Below are 17942 nucleotides of genomic sequence, written 5' to 3' on the forward strand. Positions count from 1 at the left end.
TGGATCAGATGGGTTACGCGCGTTCTACAGAGAACGCAATCACGTCACTCAACTTCTCGGCATTTAGCGCCAGCATGATCAAACGATCCACGCCTAACGCAACACCTGCACACTCCGGCAGACCGTGTTTCAACGCCGCCAGCAGATTTTCATCAATCGGCTGCTGTGGCAAATCACGTGCGGCACGCTTACGGTTGTCCTGCTCAAAGCGCTGACGCTGCTCATCGGCGTCGGTCAATTCACGGAAGCCGTTCGCCAGCTCGATCCCCTTGAAATAGACCTCAAAACGCTCGGCGACGCGATGATCTTCCGAGCTGATCTCAGCCAACGAAGACTGAGTGGCCGGGAAATGGTAGACAAACGCCGGTTTGTCGCGCCCGATGTGCGGCTCCACGCCAAAGGTAAACAGCATCTGTACCAGCGAATCGCGATCGTCTTCGCGGCAAGCGATATCACCCAATCCGATTTTTTCTGCCGCTTCGCGCAGCTGCGCTTTGTCGACAGACAACGGGTCGATTTCCAGATGGCGTAGAAATGCCTGCTGATACGAGAGCATCTCCGCGCTTTCACAATCCAGTACCTGCTGCAACAGATCATCGACCTCATTCATCAGGCGGTACATATCATAGTGAGGGCGATACCATTCCAGCATGGTGAATTCAGGGTTGTGGTGTCGGCCTGACTCTTCATTGCGGAAACTGCGGCACAGCTGAAAGATCGGTCCGCTGCCAGCAGCCAGCAGACGTTTCATGTGGTATTCCGGGCTGGTCATCAAATACAGCGTCATGCCATCCGCAGCGCCGGGGCCAACGAAACGGGTCTGGAACGGGTATAAGAAAATATCCGTTACCGTAGCCTGGCTCATCGCAGGCGTTTCGACCTCCAGTACACCACGATCGGTGAAGAAGCGCCGGATAGCGGCAATGATCGACGCCCGTTTCAACAAATTAGCGACAGAAGCACTAGGTTGCCAACTTGTCGTCTCGCTCATGGTTCTTACTCCAAAGTCAAACAGGGCGTGCAGTCTACCCGCCTCAGCCCAAATTTCCAGCGGAAAAAAGCCTGACGCGCTTTTCAGCAAGGTATGCTCTACCCTTTAAGAGGGTGCGCTCAGGATAGCAGCCGTAAATTATCTCCAGTGGATCATTTTCTTATATCCCCTTCAAAAGGGTTATTAAAGAAATAAAAGCATCATTTCCACCTAAATAAGTCTTTCGATCACGTTTTTATCAATAAATACGAGATTCGCTGAAAAAACGACAAAATACGGGATCACATCAAATTTCATCTACCTATAATTCGGTATAATTATTCCCACACAAAAATTATAGGTTTATCTATTCTTTATACCTCTATCACATAATTTTCAGCGGGTTTGATATTAAGCTCGGATATAAAGACAGAAATGAATAGATATTATTTTTTTATTTTAACTTAATTAACTTAAGTAACTGGAGGAATGCATTGCAAACCTTTAATGCCGATTTGGCCATTATCGGGGCCGGAGGTGCTGGCCTACGAGCGGCAATTGCTGCCGCAGAAGCCAACCCTCAACTGAAAATTGCGCTGATCTCAAAAGTCTACCCAATGCGTAGCCATACCGTGGCGGCAGAAGGTGGGTCAGCAGCAGTGACTCAGGAACACGATAGTTTCGATTATCACTTCAACGACACCGTCTCCGGTGGCGACTGGCTGTGTGAACAAGACGTGGTTGAGCACTTCGTCAAACACTGCCCGGAAGAGATGATTCAACTGGAACAGTGGGGCTGCCCCTGGAGCCGTAAACCGGATGGTTCTGTCAACGTTCGCCGCTTTGGCGGGATGAAGATCGAACGCACCTGGTTTGCCGCCGATAAGACCGGCTTCCACATGCTGCACACGCTGTTCCAAACGTCCCTTAAATATCCACAAATCCAACGTTTTGACGAGCACTTTGTCCTCGACGTTCTGGTCGATGACGGCCAGGCGCGCGGTCTTGTTGCCATCAATATGATGGAAGGTTCGCTGGTTCAGATCCGCGCGAATGCCGTGGTACTGGCAACAGGCGGCGCAGGTCGCGTGTACCGGTACAACACCAACGGCGGCATCGTCACCGGCGACGGCATGGGCATGGCGTTCCGCCACGGCGTCCCGCTGCGTGATATGGAATTCGTTCAGTATCACCCGACCGGTCTGCCCGGTTCCGGTATCCTGATGACTGAAGGCTGTCGCGGCGAAGGCGGCATCATGGTCAACAAAGACGGCTACCGTTACCTGCAAGACTACGGCATGGGCCCGGAAACGCCGCTCGGCCAGCCGAAAAACAAATACATGGAGCTGGGGCCACGCGATAAAGTCTCGCAGGCGTTCTGGCACGAATGGCGCGCAGGCCGCACCGTCTCAACCCCGTTGGGCGACGTGGTTTACCTCGACTTGCGCCACCTCGGCGAGAAGAAGCTTCTGGAACGCTTGCCGTTCATCTGCGAACTGGCAAAAGCCTATGTTGGCGTCGATCCGGTGAAAGAGCCAATTCCTATTCGTCCTACTGCGCACTACACCATGGGCGGTATTGAAACCGATCAAAACTGCGAAACCCGCATCAAGGGTCTCTTCGCCGTCGGCGAATGTTCCTCTGTTGGCTTGCACGGCGCGAACCGTCTGGGTTCCAACTCGCTGGCCGAACTGGTGGTCTTCGGGCGCGTTGCGGGTGAACATGCCGTACAGCGCGCACAGGCAGCAGCACCCGCCAACGGTGCGGCGCTGGATGCACAAACGCGTGACATCGAACAGCGCCTGCACGACCTGATGAATCAGGAAGGCACCGAAAGCTGGGCGAAAATCCGCGACGAAATGGGCATGTCGATGGAAGAAGGCTGTGGTATTTACCGCACCACCGATCTGATGCAGAAAACCGTCGATAAGATTGCTGAGCTGAAAGAGCGCTTCAAACGCGTGAAAATCACCGACCGCTCCAGCGTGTTCAACACCGACCTGCTGTACACCGTTGAGCTGGGTCACAGCTTGGATGTGGCGGAATGTATGGCGCACTCGGCGATCAACCGTAAAGAGTCTCGCGGCGCGCACCAGCGTCTGGATGAAGGTTGCACCGAGCGTGATGACGTTAACTTCCTGAAGCATACGCTGGCGTTCTATAACCCGGAAGGCGCACCTCGTCTGGAGTACAGCGATGTGAAGATTACCAAACTTCCACCGGCCAAACGCGTATACGGTGCAGAAGGTGATGCGCAGGAAGGCAGCAAGAAGGAGCAGGCGAATGGCTGAGACGATCAAAACCCTGAAAATGGAAGTCATGCGCTATAACCCTGAACAGGACAATGAACCCTATTTTGAAACGTTCGATGTCCCGTACAACACGCAGACTTCCCTGCTGGATGCGTTGGGTTATATCAAAGATAACCTGGCACCGGACCTCTCCTATCGCTGGTCCTGCCGTATGGCGATCTGTGGCTCCTGCGGCATGATGGTGAACAACGTCCCTAAATTGGCCTGTAAAACGTTCCTGCGTGACTACACGAAGGGTCTGAAGGTCGAAGCGCTGGGCAACTTCCCCATCGAGCGCGATTTAGTGGTCGATATGACCCACTTCATCGAGAGTCTGGAAGCCATCAAGCCGTATATCATCGGCAACGATCGTAAACCAGCTGATGGCCCGAACAAGCAGACTCCGGCGCAAATGGCGAAGTATCACCAATTCTCCGGCTGTATTAACTGTGGTTTGTGCTACGCGGCATGCCCGCAGTTTGGCCTGAACCCTGAGTTCATCGGCCCGGCGGCGATTACGCTGGCGCACCGTTATAACCTGGACAACCGCGATCGCGGCAAGAAAGAACGTATGCCGCAGTTGAACGGTAATAACGGCGTGTGGAGCTGTACGTTTGTGGGCTACTGCTCAGAAGTGTGTCCGAAGCATGTCGACCCAGCCGCTGCTATCCAGCAAGGCAAAGTCGAGAGCGCGAAAGACTTCATGATCGCTATGCTGAAACCACAATAAGGGAGGGACAATGATGACATCTAAACGTAAAGCGTATGTTCGCGATATGTCGCCGACCTGGTGGAAAAAACTGGGGTTCTACCGCTTTTATATGCTGCGTGAGGGGACGGCTGTCCCCGCCGTCTGGTTCAGCATCGTACTGATGTGCGGCGTCTTCGCACTGAAGAACGGGCCGGAAGGCTGGGCACATTTCGTCAGCTTCCTGCAAAACCCACTGGTGCTGCTGATTAACATCGTTGCACTACTGGCCGCCGTGCTGCACACCAAAACCTGGTTTGAACTGGCACCGAAGGCCAGCATCATCATCGTTAAAGATGAAAAAATGGGGCCAGAGCCACTCATTAAAGGGCTGTGGGCTGTCACCGTGGTGGTAACCGTAGCCGTTCTGGCGATCGCCTTACTATTCTGAACAGGAGAAATAACGTGATTAACCCAACGCCAAAACGTTCTGACGAACCGCCTTTCTGGGGCCTGTTCGGCGCCGGTGGGATGTGGAGCGCGTTCTTCGCCCCGGTGATTATCCTGCTGGTCGGCGTGATGCTGCCTCTGGGGCTGTTCCCGGATGCGCTAACCTATGAGCGCATCGCCGCGTTCAGCCAGAGCTTTATCGGCCGCGTCTTTTTGCTGCTGATGATTGTGCTTCCGCTCTGGTGTGGCTTACACCGCATCCACCACGCGATGCATGACCTGAAAATCCACGTTCCTGCCGGAAAATGGGTATTCTACGGTCTGGCGGCAATCCTAACCGTGGTGACCGTCATCGGCGTCGTCACGCTGTAAAGCTCACACCGTAAATTGGTACCTCACGGCCTGCACGACATCGTCGCAGGCCGTTTTATTTCCGCACCTGCACGCCCCATCGTCTACACTGGAACAGAGATGAAAACGATGAGACGTCAATATGATGCACTTTAACTCGATTCGCTTTAACACACTTTTCTTCAAACCTCTGTTACTCACCATCAGGCGCTGCGGAAAAGCCTGCATTGCCACGCTGGTGGCACTCTTTTCTGTCGCCTGTAGCGTAACGCCGCCCGATAACGTCACCGTCGTGGAAAATTTTAACGTCAATCGCTACCTCGGCACATGGTACGAGATCGCTCGTCTCGACCATCGCTTTGAACGCCATCTGGAACGCGTGACAGCAACCTACAGCCCACGGGATGATGGCGGCATCAAAGTAATCAACCGTGGTTTTAACGTCGAAAAACAGGAATGGAAAGAAAGTACCGGGAAAGCCTACTTCACAGGTTCGCCTCAGCGTGGCGCGCTAAAAGTGTCGTTCTTCGGGCCATTTTATGGCGGTTACAACATTATTGAGCTGGATGACGATTACCGCTATGCCCTGATTTGCGGGCCAAACCGTGACTACCTGTGGATACTCTCACGCACGCCAACGCTGGATGCCGCGACACGCGACAAACTGGTCGCCATAGCCAAACGCTACGGCTTCCCGACAGAAGCGCTTATCTGGGTTAATCAGTAATCTAAGCGTATTGGGCGCAACAATGGGATAACCGGTACGTTATCCCTATCCCATAATCTTATCGCGGAACATAAAGAAAACCGCGCCCAGCAGGCACAGCCCCGCCCAAATATAATCGGTGCGGAACGGTTCTTTTAAAATGATCATTGAGAAAGGGATAAATACGGAAAGGCTGATCACTTCCTGCAATATCTTCAATTGACCGGCAGAAGCAACCTGATAGCCAATCCGATTTGCCGGCACCTGCAAGAGGTATTCGAATAACGCAATCCCCCAACTGACCAACGCGGCAATTATCCAGGTACGGCCGCTGAAATAGCGTAAATGCCCGTACCAGGCAAACGTCATAAATATATTACTCAATGTCAGCATGCCGACAGTAATGAAAATAGGCGACATTATTACTTCTCCGAGTGATCCACTTTCACATTATCTCGCCGCGGGGAAGAAAACACCACAAACGGCATTTTCTTCCACTCGGAAAAGTTATTACGACTTATTTCCTATGTTGATTATTGGGCGCTGCGCTGAATAGCCTTCCCACCCGCCTCAACATCTTGTCCAACCCCTCGGGTGGTATTACACCCAACCACCGCAGAGAGAATAACCAGAGAGAAAATGGCAACAAACGCTTTCTTCAACATACTCGGTTCCTTCTTTATGAGAGTAGGATTTCAACGGTACGAAAGTGACTGCTTTTTAAGCGTAGCCAATTTTAATTCTTGTGGGGATTTTTTCGGATGAGGGGAAAAGCAAGAAGGTGATTTCAATGAGGCTACGGGATCAAAAAAGCCGCCCTTCCAGAAAGGCGGCCTTTTCAGATACATTACTTAACGCGTGAAACGTACTCACCAGAACGCGTGTCAACTCTGACCACTTCGCCGATCTGTACGAACAATGGCACTTTAACGACCGCGCCAGTGCTCAGCGTAGCAGGCTTACCACCTGTTCCTGCGGTATCGCCTTTCAGGCCTGGATCGGTATCGGTGATTTCAGCTTCGATGAAGTTCGGCGGCTGAACCGCGATAGGACGACCATCCCACAGGGTAACGATACATTCAGCGTTGTCCTGCAGCCATTTTGCAGAATCACCAACGGTCTTCTCTTCAACCTGATGCTGTTCAAACGTCTCAGGGTGCATGAAGTGGTAGAACTCACCGTCGTTGTACAGGTAGTTCATGTTGGTATCTACAACATCTGCGCCTTCTGCAGAATCGGTAGATTTGAAGGTTTTTTCAACGCGAGAGCCCGTCAACAGGCGACGCATTTTTACACGAGCAAAAGCCTGGCCTTTACCCGGCTTCACAAATTCACTGGATTCGATGGCATACGGCTCGCCTTCGAACATGATTTTAAGACCGGAACGAAAATCGTTGCTAGAATAAGTCGCCATAAAGGCCCTCTACAATTTAATACTGGTACGAAGCCAAAAAAATGGCACACATTGTAACCCTAAATATACCTTCCAGAGAAGATTGGTTGCAGCAACTTGCAGACGTAATTACCGATCCTGATGAATTACTGCAACTTTTGGCACTGAACGATCACGCTAAACTCCGACAAGGTAACGATGCACGCAGGCTTTTTGCTCTGCGAGTACCACGCGCATTCGCTGCACGGATGCAAAAAGGCAATCCTGACGACCCGTTGCTGCGACAGGTATTGACCGCGCGTGAGGAGTTTATTGCCACGCCAGGCTTCACCCACGATCCACTTGATGAGCAACACAGCGTCGTGCCGGGGTTGCTGCACAAATATCACAACCGCGCGTTATTGCTGGTGAAAGGCGGCTGCGCGGTGAACTGTCGTTACTGCTTCCGCCGCCATTTCCCGTATCAGGATAATCAGGGCAATAAGGCCAACTGGCGTCAGGCACTGGATTATATCCGTCAGCATCCCGAACTGGATGAAATCATTTTTTCCGGCGGCGACCCGCTGATGGCCAAAGACCACGAGCTGGACTGGCTGATCACCGAACTGGAAGCTATCCCACATCTGAAACGCCTGCGCATTCACAGCCGTTTGCCGGTAGTGATCCCTGCCCGCATCACCGACGCGCTGTGCGATCGCCTGTCCCGCAGTTCGCTTCAGGTGCTTCTGGTGACGCATATTAATCATCCGCAGGAAATTGATCCTGATTTAACACAAAGTATGGCGCGTTTGCGCCGCGCTGGCGTGACGCTGCTCAACCAAAGCGTGCTGCTACGCGGGGTGAATGACAGCGCAGAAACGCTCGCCCGGCTCAGCAATGCCTTATTTGACGCCGGCATTCTGCCTTATTACCTGCATGTGCTGGACAAGGTTCAGGGTGCCGCGCATTTTCTGGTGGATGACAACGAGGCGCGCGTCTTGGTCAAAGCGCTCATGAAACAGGTATCCGGCTATTTGGTGCCGCGTCTGGCGCGGGAAATCGGCGGGGAAGCCAGCAAAACGCCGCTGGATTTAGGAATGAAGCAGCATCAGGACGACACTGGGATAGTCGGTTGAGCAATACGTTAGGAAAAGCGGTGAGAGCAACATGTCACTCTCACCGGGTTTTTCTTTAGCTTAAGGGCATTTGTAGACGCTGCCGTTCATTTTGCTGTCCAGCGGCGCAAAGCTTGACCAGAAGGTCTCACTCGGACTGGTTGCGCCATAGACCGTATTGCCCCCCATCGCCGCCGCCTTATTACGCAGATCGTTTGCCGCACCGCGCATAGAACTGCCGTCGCTATGGTTGCCTGCCAACCAGTTAGACTGGCTACCGCTGGCCTGCCCCAACAGCTGACATTCGCTTCCTGGCTTGGTATCCGTGAACGTCACGGCCTGACCAGCGGCGCTGACTTGACTGGTACTGCTGCACCCTGCCAGCAACACTGCTGCTGATAGCCCCAACAAAATACGAACCTGCATGTCTTCCTCCTTGCGATTGAAAAACCAAAGGGCACAGGCCCGATTAGTTACGCCACGCCTTGAAACGGTTGATCAGCCCGTTAGTGGAGCTGTCATGGCTGTCGATCTGACTGTCATTTTCCAGCTCTGGCAGAATACGGTTCGCCAGTTGTTTACCTAACTCCACGCCCCATTGATCGAACGTGAAGATGTTCAGGATCGCGCCCTGAGTAAAGATCTTGTGCTCATACAGCGCAATCAACGCCCCCAGACTGTACGGGGTGATTTCGCGCAGCAGGATAGAGTTGGTCGGGCGGTTGCCTTCAAATACTTTAAACGGCGCCACGTGTTCCACGTCTTTAGCACTTTTGCCGGCCGCAGCAAATTCCGCTTCCACCACGTCGCGGCTCTTACCAAACGCCAATGCTTCCGTCTGTGCAAAGAAGTTCGACAGCAGCTTGCTATGGTGATCGCTCAATGGGTTATGACTAATTGCTGGCGCAATGAAATCACACGGAACCAGTTTGGTGCCCTGATGGATCAGCTGGTAGAACGCATGCTGGCCATTCGTGCCCGGTTCGCCCCAGATAATCGGCCCAGTCTGGTAATCCACCGGATTGCCGTTGCGATCGACATACTTTCCGTTAGATTCCATATTTCCCTGCTGGAAATAGGCCGCGAAACGGTGCATGTATTGGTCATACGGCAGAATCGCTTCGGTTTCAGCACCGAAGAAATTGTTGTACCAAATGCCGATCAGCGCCAGCAGCACGGGCAGGTTTTTCTCCGCGGGCGTGGAAGCAAAGTGCTTATCCATCGCGTGCGCGCCGCTGAGCAGTTTTTCAAAATTTTCAAAGCCCAGAGAGAGGATGATCGACAGCCCAATCGCCGACCACAGGGAGTAACGTCCGCCCACCCAGTCCCAGAATTCGAACATGTTGTTGGTATCAATACCAAATTCGCCGACGGCTTTCGCGTTAGTTGACAGCGCGGCAAAGTGTTTGGCAACGTGCTTCTCGTCCTGCGCCGTGTTCAGGAACCAGTCGCGAGCGCTGTGCGCGTTGGTCATGGTTTCCTGCGTGGTAAAGGTTTTAGACGCCACGAGGAACAGCGTGGTTTCTGGGTTCAGCGGCTTCAACGTTTCAGCAATATGCGTGCCGTCAACGTTAGAGACAAAGTGCATGTTGAGGTGGTTTTTATACGGCTTCAGCGCCTCGGTTACCATGAACGGGCCCAGATCGGAACCGCCGATACCGATGTTCACCACATCGGTGATCGTTTTGCCGGTATAGCCTTTCCACTCACCGCCGATCACGCGTTCGCTGAAATCTTTCATCTTCGCCAGCACCGCGTTGACTTCCGGCATCACATCCTTGCCATCCACCAGAATCGGCGTGTTGCTGCGATTGCGCAGGGCAACGTGCAGAACGGCGCGGTCTTCCGTGCGGTTGATTTTCTCGCCGGCAAACATGGACTGAATCGCCGCAGACAGGTCGGTTTCCCGCGCCAGCGCGTGCAATTTTTCCATCGTTTCCGCTGTAATGCGGTTTTTGGAGTAATCCACCAGCATCTGATCGTCGAACGTAGCGGAAAAATGCGCGAAACGATCGCTATCCTGTGCAAACAGCTCGCTGATTTGCACCTCTTTCATCGCGTCAAAATGGGTTTGTAATGCCTGCCAGGCGGCAGTTTGGCTTGGATTGATATTTTTCATAATGCGACTTTCTCTCTAAGCATGAGTTCAAAGTGACTGAATCGATTGTATCCCTTAAAATCCCGATTGAGATCCCTTTTCTTGCTAAAAGCGGTTTATGCCCTGTGGTTTACTGACAGCTTGTCGTTTACTGACAGATTGTTTATTGACAGAAACCGCATAACCCGTTATTTGTAACACCGTACTTGCACACTCGGTGTGCAAGCCAGAAGAGGCGCGTCGCCCAGGTAAGGTATCGGAGGAACCGTAATCCACTGATGATATCCGAGGGGGAGCGACGCCGAGATGCGGTGAAATACGGCTTTCACCCTATCGACTACAGAGGCTGAATCCTCTGGGTTGTCACCGGATTCGTCCTGATGGACGTTCAGCAAGGTGGAGCGCTTCTGGGTGTATCGTAGCGATTTTCTACGCCTGCCCCCTACTTCTGCTCTCCCCCTGTGCCAAGGCTGATTAATGGAATGCTGTTGACTGAAAACAGCTTACCCCCTGACACGAGGTTTTTTGACATGTCTGCAACTGAAGTCTCCGCAAACGCGAACTCTACCGTTATTGCCAAATTTGGCGGCACCAGCGTGGCGGATTTTGACGCCATGAATCGCAGCGCCGATGTGGTGTTATCTAATCCCAATGTACGCGTTGTGGTGCTGTCGGCATCGGCGGGTATCACCAATTTACTGGTCGCACTCGCAGAAGGATTAGCACCGGAAGCGCGCGCAGAGAATCTGGCGAAAATCAGCCAGATCCAATACGCCATCATCGACAAACTCACCAACCAGAGCGTCATTCGCGATGAGATTGACCGCATGCTGGACAGCGTCACCACGCTGTCTGAAGCGGCGGCGCTTGCCACATCGAACGCCCTGACCGATGAACTGGTCAGCCACGGCGAACTGATGTCTACCCTGCTGTTTGTCGAAATTCTGCGCCAGCGCGATGTGGTGGCAGAGTGGTTCGATGTGCGCAAAATCATGCGTACCGACGACAACTTTGGTCGTGCACAGCCGGACTGTGACGTGCTGGGCGAACTGACGCGTAGCCAGTTGCAACCGCGTCTTGAGCAAGGTCTGGTGATCACACAAGGCTTCATCGGTAGTGAAGCAAAAGGCCGCACGACCACATTAGGTCGTGGCGGTAGCGATTATACGGCGGCGCTGCTGGGCGAGGCGCTCAACGTCAGCCGAATTGACATCTGGACTGATGTGCCTGGCATCTACACCACCGATCCTCGCGTGGTGCCGACAGCAAAACGCATCGACCAAATCATGTTTGAAGAAGCGGCCGAAATGGCGACATTTGGCGCGAAAGTCCTGCACCCGGCCACGCTGCTGCCTGCGGTACGTAGCGATATTCCGGTGTTCGTCGGCTCCAGTAAAGATCCGGCCGCTGGCGGTACGCTGGTGTGCAATAAAACCGAAAACCCGCCGCTGTTCCGCGCGCTGGCGCTACGTCGTAAACAAACGCTGCTCACGCTGTATAGCCTGAACATGCTGCACGCACGCGGCTTCCTGGCCGAAGTGTTCAGTATTCTGGCACGTCACAACATCTCCGTTGACCTGATCACCACATCAGAAGTCAACGTCGCGCTGACGCTCGACACAACTGGCTCCACCTCAACGGGCGACAGCCTGCTGTCCAGCGCCCTGCTGACCGAGCTGTCATCACTGTGTCGTGTCGAGGTTGAAGAGAATCTGTCGCTGGTCGCGCTGATCGGCAACAAGCTGTCTCAGGCCTGTGGCGTCGGGAAAGAAGTGTTTGGCGTACTGGAACCTTTCCGCATTCGCCTGATCTGTTACGGTGCCAGCAGCAACAACCTGTGCTTCCTGGTTCCTGGCGACGACGCCGAACGCGTGGTACAGACGCTGCACCGCAGCCTGTTCGAGTAAATTAACGACGCGTAGTCGGTCTCTTCGTCATATTTTTATGCAGACGCGGATTTTGCCGTTATTCGGCGTAAAAAATTATGCTGAGGAGATGGCAGGCTTAGGATGAGCCGCATGGACGCGGCGAAAGCTTGCGCCACGCATGGAGCGTGTCGCAAGCGGTCCGTTAAGCCCGATATCGACGAAGGCACCGCGTCAGCGGCATAATTTCCGCCGAAAGCCTGGGGTCACGGGGCGAGCGGCGTCTGAGCCGTCCCGTGTCGGGCGCGTGCTACGAGGTAGCATGAAAATAGCGGCATTATCGCGCACGAAACTATCTCTCAGTCAGCATAAAAATAGACGGCTGTATCCAGTGAAACCCCACAAAGAGAATCACAGCGTCAGCGGTGACTCTTCGCGTTCTTCTTCTCCATCCTGCTGCACAATCAATACGTTATACGCCACTGCGCAGAACAGTGAATTCAGTCGGTTCATGTCCCCGAGTAAGCTCAAGTGGAGCGAGCTGGTTTCCAGACTCTGTACGTTGTGCTGATGTAAGCGATCAACGTGCGCGTGCGCATAACGGCGGTTCATAATGCGGAAGCGGTGTTTGGCACGACGCAAGCGTTTCGCGCTGGTGATATCCTCCGACAGGAAAACCGATAGCCCCAGACGCAGATTCGCCAGCAGTTGTTCATGCAACTGGTTCAGCTCTTCCAACCCCTGCGCTGAAAACGCCATCCGCACGCCGGAGGAATGATTGGCGATGTCGTCTGCCATGCGCTCGATAATATCTCCCGCCTGTTCCAGATTCAGCGCCACTTCGATCACTTCAGCCCAGCGTCGGGAATCCCGTTCATCCAACCCGTCTTTCTGAATCTGCGCCAGATAGAGCTTAATCGCGGTGTAAAGAATATCGACATCATCATCAAGTCGGCGAATCTCCCGGCGCTGCATATGGTCGCCCTGCAACACGTCGCGGTACAACCGCAGCATCTGTTCCAGCACATCGCCAATTCGCAACGTTTCCCGTGCAGCATTGGTCAACGCCAGCGCTGGCGTGTCCAACGAGCTGGTGTCCAAATGGCGCGGTTTCATCTGAAGATCGACCTGCGGTGAGTCCGCAATCATCGCACAAGACAGGCGTGCCACCACGCCAGTAAGCGGAATCAGCAGCAGGCAACGAATCAGGTTGTAGAACAGGTGGAAATAAATCACCAGCTCTTCGGCACCCAGCGGAATACGCGTCAGCCAGCGCGAAAGCGGCTCAACCAGCGGCATCACGACCAGACACCCGATCAGCTTGAACAGCATGCTGCCGAGCGCCACCCGTCGCCCCTCCGCATTCTGCGTCGAGGTGCTCATCATCGTCAGTAATCCACTGCCCAGATTGGCACCAATGACCAGACACATCGCCACTTCCAGCGAAATCACACCGCTTGCCGTCAACGTTGCCGTCAGCAGCACCGCTGCCAGACTGGAATAGGTAATCACCGCGAACAGCGCACCAACCAGCGCGTCCAGCATGACGTCACCCGTCAGCGAGGAAAACAGCACCTTCACGCCCGACGTCTGCGTGATCGGAGCCGCAGCCACGACAATCATTTCCAGCGCCAGCAGAATCAGCCCGAGCCCGATCGCCACACGGCCAATCTGACCAACCCGCGTCTGCTTGCGGCTAAGGAAGAAGATTACGCCAAGAAAAATCAGCAGCGGAGACAGCCAGGACAGGTCGAACGTCAGAATTCGCACCATCAGTGCCGTCCCGACATCAGCCCCGAGAATAATCACCAGCGCAGGCGTTAGCGCCACCAATCCCTGTGAGACAAACGAGGTCGTCAGCAGCGCGGTCGCATTGCTGCTCTGCACCAGCGCAGTAACACCAATGCCCGCCATAAAAGCCAACGGTTTTTTCTCAACGCTGTCGCTGAGAACCCGCCGTAGCTGGGTGCCATAAACCCGCATGATACCGGTACGGACAATGTGAGTGCCCCACACCAGTAACGCAATCGCAGAAAGGAGATTCAGCAGTGTTAACAAAAAGTCCGCGCCTCCAGCTAAACATGTGTTGATGAAAGACAATCTGTGGATGACGTAGTAAACCATCATCTTACCAGATGTTAGCAGGCCATACTGCGAGGCAGCCCGCGCCAGAGTAAAATTGCCTGCCAATCAATTAATGATAAAAATTAATTAACTGACAATATTTAAAAAACAGAATCCAAATCAATAAGCCGATAATTTTGCCTCACGCCTTTCCCTGGTTAACGCTATGCTCTCTTTATCCCTATAACTCTTATGGGTTATAACCCCGCAGTATTCCGCTAGCTCGTGTAAGGAAAATGGATGAAGACGAAAACCTCTTATGGACTGAACTGGTTCCCGCTGATCGTTATTCTTGCCATCGCCGCCTTTTTTTGGCACATGGAACCCCCAACCGGCTTAAGCCCGGCAGCCTGGCACTCCGCCGTCATTTTCGTCGCAACGATCGTGTGTATTGTCGCGAATGTTCTCCCGATTGGGGCCATCGGTATTATCAGTATCACGCTCTTTGCGCTGACGTATGCCGCGGGGGATACAACGGCCAGCGGCGCGATACAAACGGCACTCAGCGACCTGAACAGCTCGCTGATTTGGCTGATTGTTGTCGCCTTCATGATCGCACGCGGCTTTATCAAAACGGGGCTAGGTCGCCGCATCGCCTTGCAGATGATCCGCTTGCTTGGAAAGCGCACGCTGGGTCTGGCTTACGGGCTAGCTTTTGCCGATCTGGTGCTTTCCCCCGCCATGCCGAGCAACACCGCACGCTGCGGCGGGATTATTTATCCCATTGCCGACTCTCTATCGCGCAGCTTCGACTCCAAACCGGAAGATGCCTCGCGCAGTAAGATTGGTACCTTCCTGATTACCTGCATTGGTAACGTTAACGACGTGACGGCGGCGCTGTTTATGACCGCTTACACCGGCAACCTGCTGGCGGTGAAACTCGCAGCCAACGCGGGCGTAACCATTACCTGGGGAAGCTGGTTTCTGGCGGCGCTCGTGCCCTGCTTAATTTCTCTGGCGGTTGTCCCGCTGCTCGTCTATTGGCTAACCAAGCCGGAAATTCGCCATACGCCGGATGCGCCAAAACTGGCCGTCGCCGAACTGGCCAAAATGGGCAACATGAGCCGCGGTGAATGGCTGATGGCATTTACTGTCATCCTGCTGCTGGTGCTGTGGATTTTTGGCGACCGCTTAGGCGTGGATGCCACGACGGCCTCGTTCGTCGGGCTGTCTTTCCTGCTGTTAACCGGCGTACTGAGCTGGGAAGACGTGAAGAGCGAGAAAGGCGCCTGGGATACGCTGATTTGGTTCGCTGCCCTGCTGATGATGGCGAATCAGTTGAAAAAACTCGGCTTCACTAACTGGTTTGGCGATCTCATCGGCAGCAACATCGGCCACCTGATGCAGGGAACCAGTTGGGTATTGGTGCTGTTGTTGCTGAATGCGGCCTATTTTTACACCCACTATTTCTTCGCCAGCGGCAACGCGCAGATCGCCGCGCTTTTTGCGGTGTTCCTCGGTGTCGGGATCAACCTGAACATTCCCGCAGTGCCGATGGCGTTCATGCTGGCATTTACCAGCAGCCTGTACTGTTCACTGACGCAATATACCCACGCACGCGGCCCCATCCTGTTCGGCGCGGGCTACGTGCCCACTGCAATCTGGTGGCGCACGGGTTTCGTCGTCAGTCTGGTCAATCAGGCGATCTTTATGAGCGCGGGTCTGCTGTGGTGGAAGGTCATTGGCTTGTATTGATCGTTAGCGAATACATGATATGCAAAAGCCGGGTTACCCCGGCTTTTTCTTTGCATTGCAGCAACACACGCGATCAGAACGAATAAGAGACGCTGCCGACGACGCTACGTTCGGCACCGAAGTAGCAGAACTCCAGCGAGTTACAGGCGGAGACATAGCGTTTGTCGGTCAGGTTGTTCACATTAAGCTGCGCGCTCAACCCTTTCAGACCCACTTTCGAGAGATCGTATCCCACTGCCAGATCCACCAGCGTATAGGACGGTAGCGTATGGGTATTGGCACGATCGGAGGTCACACCGTTCACGTAACGCACGCCGGAACCTATCGTCAAGCCGTCCAACGGACCGCTTTTGACATCATAGCTGGCCCAGGCGCTGGCCTGATTGCGCGGCGCATACACCGCACGTTTTCCTTGCTCAGCCACACTGCTTTTCTTATAGCGAATATCCGTATAGGTATAAGCCGCTTGCAGGCGCAGATTCTCCGTAACATGGCTCACGGCCTCCAGCTCCACCCCTTCCGATTCGATTTCACCCACGGAACGGTAAGGGTCGTTCGGCTGAACTTTGGTCGCTACGTTCTTCTGATTAATACGGAATACCGACAGGCTGTACTGATCTTGAGAGCCTTCAGGCTGATACTTCATCCCGGCTTCCCACTGCTTGCCCTTCATCGGCTCCAGTACGTTGCCGTTATCATCAGCGAAGCTGGTCGGCGTAAAGGCCGTGGAATAGCTGACATACGGCGCAAAACCATTGTCAAACAGGTAGAGCAACGCGGCACGCGAGCTAAAGTTGTTTTTATCCAACTCGCTGTGTGTCCCCTTGGTATGGTTAACGTGAGTCACTTTCACCCGATCGTGGCGACCGCCCAGCGTTAAGCGCCAACGTTCCCAGCTCATTTGATCTTGTAGATAGATGCCTGTCTGTTGCAGCTTGTGCTTTTCCAGCGTGCCGGACATGGCAGTTGGACCGGAACCGTAAACGGGATTAAACGCATCGATCGCTGGGAAAGAACCCGAAGGCCAGTCCATATTGTTATTACGCTGCTGATAATCGATACCCACCAGCAGACGATGGTTTACCGCACCGGTATCCACGCTACCATCAAGCTGGTTATCTAATGTGATCGCCGACAGCGACTCACGGGAACCGGAGTAGTAGCGGGTCAGCGTATCGGCGCTCGGCTGCGTCCAGCCATAGGCATATACCTGATCCAAATGCACCTTGGTACGCAGATAACGCAGTTTTTGACGTACCGCCCAGCCGCTATCAAAACCATGCTCAAAGTTGTATCCCACCATGTTTTGCTTACGGTCGTATTTCTCATAATTCTCTTCACCTTCATAGAAGGTGTTCGAAATTTTCTGCCCGTTATGCGCCACCACGGTGCCTTCATACGGTAAACCCGAGTGGCTGCCTCCCTCAGGATCGCGTTGCAGGTAAGCCATAAATTCCAGACGAGTTTTGTCGGAAATCCGCCACAACAGGCTAGGCGCAACCGCATAACGTTCTTCTTTCAGCGGCCCAAATTGCGTATCCGCCTCACGCACCATCCCGCCTAGGCGGAACGCAAAACGTTCGTCATCATCCAACGGTCCGGTAACGTCAAACGCCGCACCACGCTGCGCATTGTTGCCTGCGAACAGTTTGATCTGTCCGCTGCGATCGAACGACGGCTGACGGGAATTCAGCGCCACAATCCCGCCCGGAGAAGAACGCCCGTAGAGTACAGACGCCGGGCCTCTGACCACTTCAATGCTGTCGAGGAACCAGGGATCGATAACCAGTGAGCTATGGGAGTTGGTATCTCCCATCACCTTTAGCCCATCAAGATAGACATTATCCAGACTGCCGTCGGAAAAGCCGCGTAATACCATGTAGTCAAAACGATTAGACGCGCCAATCTGGTTGTTATACACACCCGGTGTATAGCCAACCGCCTGCCGAACGCTGGTCGCGCCCTGTTCCTGAATCTGATCGCGCGTAATGATAGAAACAGCCTGAGGAGTCTCGATATCCGGCGTTTCCAGCTTGGTAGCCCCGCGTTGCGTTTGAGACGTGACGACTAACGTATCACCCTGAGAAGAAGAGGATGGCGTATCCTGCGCCAGTACCGACACAGTAAATCCACTGGTGAAACAGCCAACCACCAGCGCCAGCCGCGTTTTTCTGAACATGGGAATCTCCACAGACCTTATTATTGTAAATAAGAATT

The 17942-nt window shown here is 53.7% G+C and carries 16 protein-coding genes and 1 riboswitch; of the genes, 8 read left to right on the top strand and 8 right to left on the bottom strand.

Annotated features, from left to right (window positions below; translation table 11 throughout):
- Window positions 1–13 precede the first annotated feature (13 nt).
- A complete protein-coding gene (gene epmA, locus LCF41_RS19395) occupies window positions 14–991 on the bottom strand; it encodes an elongation factor P--(R)-beta-lysine ligase (protein ID WP_225085958.1) in 978 nt (325 codons plus the stop codon).
- A gap of 473 nt (window positions 992–1464) precedes the next feature.
- Here epmA and frdA point away from each other — a divergent pair, with 473 nt between their 5' ends.
- From frdA to LCF41_RS19420, 5 genes are all read left to right on the top strand, one after another.
- Window positions 1465–3261 carry a fumarate reductase (quinol) flavoprotein subunit gene (gene frdA / locus LCF41_RS19400; RefSeq protein ID WP_180742811.1) on the top strand — a complete coding sequence of 599 codons (1797 nt, stop codon included), beginning with the start codon at window positions 1465–1467 and terminating at the stop codon, window positions 3259–3261.
- Window positions 3254–3991 (top strand): succinate dehydrogenase/fumarate reductase iron-sulfur subunit, encoded by a 738-nt coding sequence (locus LCF41_RS19405; RefSeq protein ID WP_225085959.1) that lies wholly within the window; start codon window positions 3254–3256, stop codon window positions 3989–3991. The genes frdA and LCF41_RS19405 overlap by 8 nt, the downstream gene beginning before the upstream one ends.
- Window positions 3992–4004: 13 nt before the next feature.
- Complete coding sequence (gene frdC, locus LCF41_RS19410) at window positions 4005–4400, top strand: fumarate reductase subunit FrdC (RefSeq protein ID WP_182101166.1); 396 nt, start codon at window positions 4005–4007, stop codon at window positions 4398–4400.
- Between the two features lie 14 nt (window positions 4401–4414).
- A complete protein-coding gene (gene frdD / locus LCF41_RS19415; RefSeq protein WP_005972985.1) occupies window positions 4415–4771 on the top strand; it encodes a fumarate reductase subunit FrdD in 357 nt (118 codons plus the stop codon).
- Window positions 4772–4892: 121 nt separating this feature from the next.
- Complete coding sequence (locus tag LCF41_RS19420; RefSeq protein WP_225085960.1) at window positions 4893–5477, top strand: lipocalin family protein; 585 nt, start codon at window positions 4893–4895, stop codon at window positions 5475–5477.
- Window positions 5478–5522: 45 nt separating this feature from the next.
- On the opposite strand, the gene LCF41_RS19425 is transcribed toward LCF41_RS19420, so the two are convergent.
- From LCF41_RS19425 to efp, 3 genes are all read right to left on the bottom strand, one after another.
- Window positions 5523–5876 carry a DMT family protein gene (locus LCF41_RS19425; RefSeq protein ID WP_015841889.1) on the bottom strand — a complete coding sequence of 118 codons (354 nt, stop codon included), beginning with the start codon at window positions 5874–5876 and terminating at the stop codon, window positions 5523–5525.
- A gap of 113 nt (window positions 5877–5989) precedes the next feature.
- Window positions 5990–6121 carry an entericidin A/B family lipoprotein gene (locus LCF41_RS19430; RefSeq protein WP_005972977.1) on the bottom strand — a complete coding sequence of 44 codons (132 nt, stop codon included), beginning with the start codon at window positions 6119–6121 and terminating at the stop codon, window positions 5990–5992.
- A 182-nt stretch (window positions 6122–6303) separates the two neighbouring features.
- Entirely contained in the window at window positions 6304–6870 is a 567-nt protein-coding gene (gene efp / locus LCF41_RS19435; protein WP_180742814.1) for an elongation factor P, read from the bottom strand.
- A gap of 41 nt (window positions 6871–6911) precedes the next feature.
- Between efp and epmB the strand changes: the two genes are divergently transcribed.
- Window positions 6912–7964, top strand: coding sequence for an EF-P beta-lysylation protein EpmB (gene epmB, locus LCF41_RS19440; RefSeq protein ID WP_225085961.1), 1053 nt, complete (start codon window positions 6912–6914; stop codon window positions 7962–7964).
- A gap of 60 nt (window positions 7965–8024) precedes the next feature.
- Here epmB and LCF41_RS19445 read toward each other — a convergent pair whose 3' ends face one another.
- Entirely contained in the window at window positions 8025–8369 is a 345-nt protein-coding gene (locus LCF41_RS19445; protein WP_225085962.1) for a DUF4156 domain-containing protein, read from the bottom strand.
- Window positions 8370–8412: 43 nt separating this feature from the next.
- Entirely contained in the window at window positions 8413–10062 is a 1650-nt protein-coding gene (gene pgi, locus LCF41_RS19450; protein ID WP_225085963.1) for a glucose-6-phosphate isomerase, read from the bottom strand.
- 201 nt (window positions 10063–10263) lie between these two features.
- Window positions 10264–10456: riboswitch (Lysine riboswitch) on the top strand.
- Between the two features lie 115 nt (window positions 10457–10571).
- On the opposite strand from pgi, the gene lysC reads away from it, so the two are divergent.
- Window positions 10572–11948 (top strand): lysine-sensitive aspartokinase 3, encoded by a 1377-nt coding sequence (gene lysC, locus LCF41_RS19455; RefSeq protein ID WP_225085964.1) that lies wholly within the window; start codon window positions 10572–10574, stop codon window positions 11946–11948.
- Between the two features lie 369 nt (window positions 11949–12317).
- On the opposite strand, the gene LCF41_RS19460 is transcribed toward lysC, so the two are convergent.
- Window positions 12318–13964, bottom strand: a complete 1647-nt coding sequence (locus LCF41_RS19460; RefSeq protein ID WP_225085965.1) for a Na/Pi cotransporter family protein — start codon at window positions 13962–13964, stop codon at window positions 12318–12320.
- A gap of 306 nt (window positions 13965–14270) precedes the next feature.
- Between LCF41_RS19460 and LCF41_RS19465 the strand changes: the two genes are divergently transcribed.
- Window positions 14271–15725: a DASS family sodium-coupled anion symporter gene (locus tag LCF41_RS19465; protein WP_225085966.1), complete on the top strand. Its 1455-nt coding sequence runs from the start codon at window positions 14271–14273 to the stop codon at window positions 15723–15725.
- A 73-nt stretch (window positions 15726–15798) separates the two neighbouring features.
- Here the strand turns inward: LCF41_RS19465 and foxA are convergent, their stop codons facing one another.
- Entirely contained in the window at window positions 15799–17904 is a 2106-nt protein-coding gene (gene foxA, locus LCF41_RS19470; RefSeq protein ID WP_225085967.1) for a ferrioxamine B receptor FoxA, read from the bottom strand.
- Window positions 17905–17942 lie beyond the last annotated feature (38 nt).

The organism is Pectobacterium colocasium (assembly GCF_020181655.1).
Taxonomy (GTDB): Bacteria; Pseudomonadota; Gammaproteobacteria; order Enterobacterales; family Enterobacteriaceae; genus Pectobacterium; species Pectobacterium colocasium.